This window comes from Candidatus Streptomyces philanthi, from assembly GCF_059553635.1.
Window position 1 is genome coordinate 22,316 of record NZ_JCANQV010000034.1, and the last position, 7,490, is coordinate 29,805.

The 7,490-nt window shown below is 68.6% G+C and carries 7 protein-coding genes; all 7 read left to right on the forward strand.

The window, feature by feature from the left end; genetic code table 11:
- The first annotated feature begins 47 nt into the window (after positions 1 to 47).
- Complete coding sequence (locus AC51EU_RS06895) at positions 48 to 971, forward strand: carbohydrate ABC transporter permease (protein ID WP_496265772.1); 924 nt, start codon at positions 48 to 50, stop codon at positions 969 to 971.
- A complete protein-coding gene (locus AC51EU_RS06900) occupies positions 971 to 1,861 on the forward strand; it encodes a carbohydrate ABC transporter permease (protein ID WP_496265773.1) in 891 nt (296 codons plus the stop codon). The genes AC51EU_RS06895 and AC51EU_RS06900 overlap by 1 nt, the downstream gene beginning before the upstream one ends.
- Positions 1,862 to 2,083: 222 nt before the next feature.
- Positions 2,084 to 3,280 (forward strand): ROK family transcriptional regulator, encoded by a 1,197-nt coding sequence (locus tag AC51EU_RS06905; protein WP_496265774.1) that lies wholly within the window; start codon positions 2,084 to 2,086, stop codon positions 3,278 to 3,280.
- 144 nt (positions 3,281 to 3,424) lie between these two features.
- The gene (locus AC51EU_RS06910) at positions 3,425 to 4,522 is read left to right on the forward strand and encodes a substrate-binding domain-containing protein (protein WP_496265775.1); all 1,098 of its coding nucleotides are present in this window, start codon (positions 3,425 to 3,427) and stop codon (positions 4,520 to 4,522) included.
- A 157-nt stretch (positions 4,523 to 4,679) separates the two neighbouring features.
- Entirely contained in the window at positions 4,680 to 5,480 is an 801-nt protein-coding gene (locus tag AC51EU_RS06915) for an ATP-binding cassette domain-containing protein (protein WP_496265776.1), read from the forward strand.
- On the forward strand, positions 5,477 to 6,736 hold the full coding sequence (locus AC51EU_RS06920) for a sugar ABC transporter permease (protein WP_496265777.1): 1,260 nt from the start codon (positions 5,477 to 5,479) through the stop codon (positions 6,734 to 6,736). The genes AC51EU_RS06915 and AC51EU_RS06920 overlap by 4 nt, the downstream gene beginning before the upstream one ends.
- 196 nt (positions 6,737 to 6,932) lie before the next feature.
- A partial coding sequence (locus AC51EU_RS06925) for a 1-deoxy-D-xylulose-5-phosphate synthase N-terminal domain-containing protein (protein ID WP_496265778.1) occupies positions 6,933 to 7,490 on the forward strand: 558 nt, incomplete at its 3' end.

Consider the following 7,490-nt stretch of genomic DNA (forward strand, 5'->3'; position numbering starts at 1 on the left):
GTGTCATCAGCGGCGGTATCCGCAGGCAGAGAACGGGTTCGGTGGTCATGCGGCACGGTAGGTACCGTTTCATCGCGGGATTTCTCGTCGTCCCGCTGGTGATCTACGCGGTTTTTGTGATCTCACCGTTCGTGCAGGCGATCTACTATTCCTTCACGGACTGGACGGGGCTCAGCCCCGACTTCAAGATGATCGGCTTCGGGAACTACGCCCGGCTGTTCCAGGACAGCGTCTTCTGGGCCGCCGTCGGCAACAGTGTGACGTTGCTGTTGCTGCTGCCGGTGGTGACGCTCTCGCTCGGCCTGTTCTTCGCCTTCATGCTCAATGTCGGTGGCCGCCGCAGAAAACGGGCGGTCATCGGCGGGGTGCGCGGTTCGGGCGCTTACAAGATCGTGTACTTCTTTCCGCAGGTACTGTCGGTCCCGATCGTCGCCCTGCTCTTCCAGTTCGCCTACAACCCCGAGAGCGGCGCCCTCAATTCCTTCTTCAAGGCGGTCGGTCTCGACCATGTGCAGCCGAACTGGCTGGGCGATCCGCAGCTCGCCCTGTGGTGTGTCATGGGTGCGATGGTGTGGGCCAACGTCGGTTTCTATGTGGTGCTGTTCTCGGCCGGGATGAGTTCCATTCCGAGGGATTTCTACGAGGCGGCGCTGCTGGACGGCGCGAACCGTTTCACCACGTTCTTCCGGATCACCCTGCCGCTGCTGTGGGACACCGTGCAGACCGGCTGGGTCTACATGGGCATTCTCGCGCTCGACGTCTCGGCGTTCGCCTTCGTCCAGATCATGAGCGTGGGGCCGGGCGGCCCGGACTATTCGACCGAGGTGCTTCCGCTGTACGTCTACCAGAAGACGTTCCGCGACGGGCAGGCCGGATATGCGACGTCCATCGGCGTGTCCCTGCTGATCGTGGCCCTTGTCTTCGCGGCCGTGGTCACGCGGCTGGGCCGGCGTGAACGACTGGAGTTCTGATGAGTGCGCAGACGGAATCCGCGGGCCCGGCCGGCGGCGGGCGGCGCCGTGGCGCGGGGCGCGGTGAGGGCGTCCTCAACGTCTTCTCCCACGGTGTCCTGGTGATCTGGGGACTTCTGGTCACCATGCCGCTGATATGGGCGGTGATCAATTCCTTCAAGGACGACACCGAGATCTTCGGATCGCCCTGGAGCCTGCCGTCGGCCCTGCACTTCGACAACTGGTCGCGTGCCTGGGGCAAGGCGAACATGGGCCAGTACTTCCTGAATTCGCTCATCGTGGTGGGCGGTTCGCTGATCGGGACGATGCTGCTGGGTGCGATGGCCGCCTATGTGCTGGCCCGTTTCGACTTCCCCGGCAACCGCTTCCTGTACTTCCTCTTCGTCGGCGGTATGGGGTTCCCCATCATCCTGTCGGTGGTCCCGCTGTTCTTCGTCATGAAGAACATGGCGCTGCTGGACACCTATTACGGGCTGATCCTGGTCTACATCGCCTATTCGCTGCCGTTCACCGTCTTCTTCCTCTGCGGGTTCTTCCGTACGCTGCCGACCTCGGTGGCGGAGGCGGCACTCATCGACGGCGCCTCGCACACCCGCACCTTCTTCCAGGTGATGCTGCCGATGGCCCGGCCCGGCCTGATCAGTGTCGGCATCTTCAACTTCCTCGGGCAGTGGAACCAGTACCTGCTGCCGACGGTGCTCAACGTCGGCGACGAGAACAAGAAGGTGCTGACGCAGGGGCTGGTGGCGCTGGCGGTGAGCCAGGGGTACAAGGGCGACTGGTCGGGGCTGTTCGCGGGCCTGACCATCGCGATGCTGCCGGTCCTCGCGGCGTACATCGTCTTCCAGCGCCAGGTGGTGGCGGGCCTGACCGCGGGCGCGCTGAAGTAGCCGCCGCGCCGCCCGCAGCCCATGGCGCGGCGGGCGGCTTCCGTGTGAGAGGAGGGACGGCCGGTGCGGCAGGGGCGGGTGCCGGTTCCGAGGACTTGACGGGAGGCGACCCGGGCAGCTCAGCTTAGATTCACATGTTGGAGACAAGCCGGGCGCCGTTGGTGGGGTCCGGCCGGCGGGCGGCCGTCGTGCCGTCCGTCCCAGGCGGGAGTGGATGGGTCGATGGAGACTCCGGGGTCGCAGTCCTCGCTTCACCGGGCGAATCTGGAACGGGTGGTGCGCGCGGTGCGCATGGCCGGTTCCCTGACACAGGCGGAGATCGCCCGCGGTACGGGGCTGTCCGCGGCCACCGTCTCCAACATCGTCCGGGAACTGAAGGACGGCGGCACGGTCGAGGTGACGCCCACCTCCGCGGGCGGGCGCCGGGCCCGCAGCGTCTCCCTCTCGGGGGACGCGGGCATCGTCGTCGGGGTCGATTTCGGCCATTCCCATCTGCGTGTCGCGATCGGCAACCTCGCGCACGCCGTGCTCGCCGAGCGCTCCGAGCCGATCGATGTGGACGCCTCCGCCGCGGAGGGCCTGGACCGGGCGGAGCGGCTGGTCGGTGAGCTGGTGGCGGAGACCGGTGTCGCCCCCGGCAAGATCATCGGTGTGGGCCTGGGCGTGCCCGGCCCGATCGACGTCGAGTCCGGCACCCTCGGGTCGACGGCGATCCTGCCGGGCTGGAGCGGTACGCGGCCGGGGGAGGAGCTGTCCGGGCGCCTCGGTGTGCCCGTCCACGTCGACAACGACGCCAACCTCGGCGCGCTGGGCGAGCTGGTGTGGGGCAGTGGCCGCGGTGCCACCGACCTGGCGTACATCAAGGTCGCCAGCGGTGTCGGCGCCGGTCTGGTGATCAACGGGCGGATCTACCGCGGGCCGGGCGGCACGGCGGGGGAGATCGGGCACATCACGCTGGACGAGTCCGGGCCGGTCTGCCGCTGCGGCAACCGGGGCTGCCTGGAGACGTTCACCGCGGCCCGCTACGTGCTGCCGCTGCTCCGGCCGAGCCACGGCCCCGATCTGACCATGGCGCGGATGGTGCGGTTGGCGCGGGAGGGCGATCCGGGATGCCGCAGGGTGATCGGGGACGTCGGGCGGCATGTCGGCAGTGGTGTGGCGAACCTGTGCAATCTGCTCAACCCGAGCCGGGTGGTGCTGGGCGGGGATCTCGCCGAGGCCGGTGAGCTGGTGCTGGCGCCGATCCGAGATTCCGTCTCGCGGTACGCGATCCCCAGCGCGGCGCGGCAGCTGAGCCTGGTGACGGGGACGCTCGGCGGTCGTGCCGAGGTGCTGGGCGCGCTCGCCCTCGTCCTGAGCGAGATGGGGGACGCGAGCCTGCTGGACGGGGTGGGCGACGCGGCGCCGACGCCCTCCTGAGAAAGATCAGTGAGTTCAGTCGCCAAACGGATGGCACCGTTGTCATCTCGTTAAGGATTTACTCCTTGACGGTGCGCGGGACGGCCGAGTTGACTGCCAGCCACCTCGGCCGCATCGACGCGGTCATGTCAGGGAGGTAATCCTATGAACATCTGGACGCGTCGCGCCGTGATAGGCGCCACCGCCGTGTCGATGGCTCTCTCCGTGGCCGCCTGCGGCAAGGCCGGCGACAGCGGCAAGAGCGGCGGCGGTGGCGACGACAGAACCATCGGCCTGCTGCTGCCGGAGAACAAGACCACGCGCTACGAGACCTTCGACCGCCCCCTCATGGAGGCGAAGATCCATGCGCTGTGCGGCGACTGCAAGGTCAAGTACAACAACGCCGCACAGGACACCGAGACCCAGAAGAAGCAGTTCGACGCGCTGCTCACCCAGGGCGTCAAGGTGATCGTCCTGGACCCGGTCGACTACAAGGCCACCAAGTCCTGGGTCGCCCAGGCCGCCAAGAAGGACGTCAAGGTCGTCGCGTACGACCGGCTGGCCGAGGGCCCGATCTCCGCCTATGTCTCCTACGACAACGAGAAGATCGGCCGCCTCCAGGGCGAGGCCCTGGTCAAGGCGCTCGGGGACAAGGCCGGGGACAGCGATGTCGTCATGATCAACGGCTCGCCGACCGACGCCAACGCGCCGTTCTTCAAGCGGGGCGCCCACAGCGTCCTCGACAAGCAGGTCAAGAAGATCGTCTACGAGCAGGACATCCCGGACTGGTCGCCGGACGAGGCCAACAAGAAGATGAGCGCGGCCGTCGACTCCCTCGGCAAGCACGGCTTCCAGGGCGTCTACTCCGCCAACGACGGCATGGCCGGCGGCATCGTCACCGCCCTCAAGCAGCAGGGCGTCAAGGTTCCCGTCGGCGGCCAGGACTCCGAGCTCGCGGGCCTCCAGCGGATTCTCAAGGGCGAGCAGTCCTTCACCATCTACAAGCAGATCAAGCCGCAGGCCGACACCACGGCCGAGATCGCGGTCAAGCTGCTCAAGGGCGAGAAGACCGACTCCCTGACGCCCGCCAAGGTCGACAGCCTCAGCGGCGACATCAAGGGCATCCCCGCCAAGCTCTACGACGCCCAGATCGTGACCAAGGACACCATCAAGGACACGATCCTCGAGGACAAGGTCTACACGCCGGCCCAGCTCTGCGCCGGCAACGTCCGGACGGCCTGCGAGGCGGCCGGCATCAAGTGACCCCGCCGGGCGGGGCCGCGCCGCGCCCCGCGGTCCCGCCCCTGTGCATGCCCGCGCCCCGGTGCCGGCCCCCGTCCCCCGGCCGGTACCGCACCTCGCACTGCCCCCGCGCCCCCCGCGCACCACCATCCCCGCCGGTGTGACGGCGGTGAAGGAGATGATTCACGTGTCCGCTGCGCCCGTGCTGGCGTTGCGCAAGGTCTCCAAACGGTTCGGCGCCGTCCAGGCGCTCACGGACGTCACGCTGGAGATCCGCCCCGGTGAGGTCGTCGCCCTGGTCGGCGACAACGGCGCCGGCAAGTCCACCCTGGTCAAGACCGTCTCGGGCGTCCACCCCGTCGACGAGGGCGACATCGAGTGGGAGGGCAGGCCGGTACGCGTCACCCGGCCGCACGACGCCCAGAACCTCGGCATCGCCACCGTCTACCAGGACCTCGCGCTCTGCGACAACCTCGACGTCGTCGCCAACCTCTTCCTCGGCAACGAGATCCGCACCGCCGGCGTCCTCGACGAGATCGCGATGGAGAAGCGCGCGAAGGAGCTGCTGGACACCCTGTCCATCCGCATCCCCAGCGTCCGCATCCCGGTCGCCGCGCTCTCCGGCGGCCAGCGCCAGGTCGTCGCCATCGCCCGCGCCCTGATCGGCGAGCCCAAGGTCGTCATCCTCGACGAGCCGACCGCGGCCCTCGGCGTCGAGCAGACCGCCCAGGTCCTCGACCTCGTCGAGCGGCTGCGCGAACGCGACCTCGGGGTCATCCTCATCAGCCACAACATGGCCGATGTGCTGGCCGTCGCCGACCGCGTCGCGGTCCTGCGGCTGGGCCGCAACAACGGCGTCTTCGACGTGGCCGACACCTCCCACGAGGAGATCATCGCCGCCATCACCGGCGCCTCGGACAACGCCGTCACCCGCCGCAGGGACCGCACCACGCAGCAGAAGAAGGAGACCGGGGCATGAGCGACCTCACCGGCAAGGCGCCCCGGCAGGACGCGGCCGACCCCCGGCTGCTCGTCCGTCAGCAGGGCCTTGGCGGCTACCTCGACGATTTCGCGCGGCGGATACGCGGGGGAGAGCTGGGCTCCCTCCCCGTCGTCGTCGGCCTGGTGATCATCGCGGTCGTCTTCCAGTACAAGAACAGCAGCTTCCTGTCCGCCGGAAGCCTCGCCAACATCGGCGTCTACACCTCGGGCCTCGGCATCATGGCCGTCGGCATCGTCTTCGTGCTGCTGCTCGGCGAGATCGACCTCTCGGTCGGCTCGGTCGCGGGCGTCGGCGCGGCGGTGTGGGCCGTCCTCAGCGTCACCCACGGGGTCGGCGACTGGCTCGCGGTGCTGATCGCCGTCGCCGCCGGCGCGGCCATCGGTACGCTGCACGGCTTCTTTTTCGCCAAGATCGGCGTGCCCGCTTTCGTCGTCACCCTCGCCGGATTCCTCGGCTGGAGCGGACTGCAGATCTGGCTGATGGGCAAGGAGGGCTCCATCAACACGCCCAGCGGCAGTGTGGTGGAGAGCCTGACCGGCTACTACTTCGAGGACAAGGCCGCCGCCTACGGGCTCGCCCTCGTCGCGGTGCTCGTCCACGCGGGATCGCAGCTGCTGGACGCCCGGCGGCGGGGGAGGGCGGGTCTGACCGCCCGGCCGGCCGGCGAGATCGCGTTGCGTACCGGCGTGGTCGCGGTGATCGCGTTCGCGGTCGCCTTCGTCCTGAACGAGCCGTCCGGCGCCCGCGGCCTGCCGCTGGCCCTGGTCCTCTTCCTCGCCGTCCTGGTCGTCGCCGACCTCGTGGTGCGCCGCACCGCCTACGGGCGGAAGGTCTTCGCCGTCGGCGGCAACGCCGAGGCCGCCCGCCGGGCCGGCATCAACGTGGCCACCGTCCGGGTCACGGTCTTCGCGATCTCCGGCATGCTCGCGGCGTTCGGCGGTCTCTTCATCGCCAGCCTCTCCGGCGGTGCGACGAAGAACCTGGGCTCCGGGAACACCCTGATGAACGTGATCGCGGCGGCCGTCATCGGCGGCACCAGCCTCTTCGGCGGCCGCGGCAAGATCTGGTCCGCGCTGCTGGGCATGCTGGTGATCCAGTCCATCCAGCAGGGTCTGAACCTGCTGGGCATGGCCAGCGAGATCCAGTACATGATCACGGGCGCGGTCCTGCTGGCCGCCGTGGTGATCGACTCGGTCTCCCGCCGTACGCAGAAGACGGCCGGACGGACCTGACCGGTATCCGGCGCATCCGGCCCCCATCGGTGCTTTTCCGGCGGGGGCCGGACCGTGTTCTGCCCCCGGCCGGATCACACCGGTCACCTGAGTGACATACATCGCAAGGCCCGCCGGTCGCCGTCAAGGACGGAACATTAGACTCGGCTGATCGGCAAGCACGACCAGCTCGACGTCCCGACAGCAAGGAGGCACAGTGCAGAAGGTGCCGCGCGAAGCGCGCCAGACGAGCGACGGGTATGCGTTGCTGAACCGCATCACGGGGCCGCGTGACCTGGACCGGCTCGCGCCGGAGCAGCTCGACGAGCTCGCCGGCGAGATCCGCGGCTTCCTGGTCGACGCGGTCTCCCGCACCGGGGGGCACCTCGGCCCGAACCTCGGTGTGGTCGAGCTGACCATCGCCCTGCACCGGGTCTTCGACTCGCCGAAGGACCGGGTCCTCTTCGACACCGGGCATCAGTCCTACGTCCACAAGCTGCTCACCGGGCGTCAGGACTTCACCAAACTGCGTGCCAAAGGTGGTCTCTCCGGCTATCCGTCGCGGGCGGAATCCGATCACGATGTGATCGAGAACAGTCATGCCTCGACGGTGCTGGGCTGGGCCGACGGACTCGCCAAGGCCAACCAGGTCCGCGGCAAGGACGACCACATCGTCGCCGTCATCGGTGACGGCGCCCTCACCGGCGGCATGGCCTGGGAAGCGCTCAACAACATCGCGGTCGCCAAGGACCGCCCCCTCGTCATCGTCGTCAAC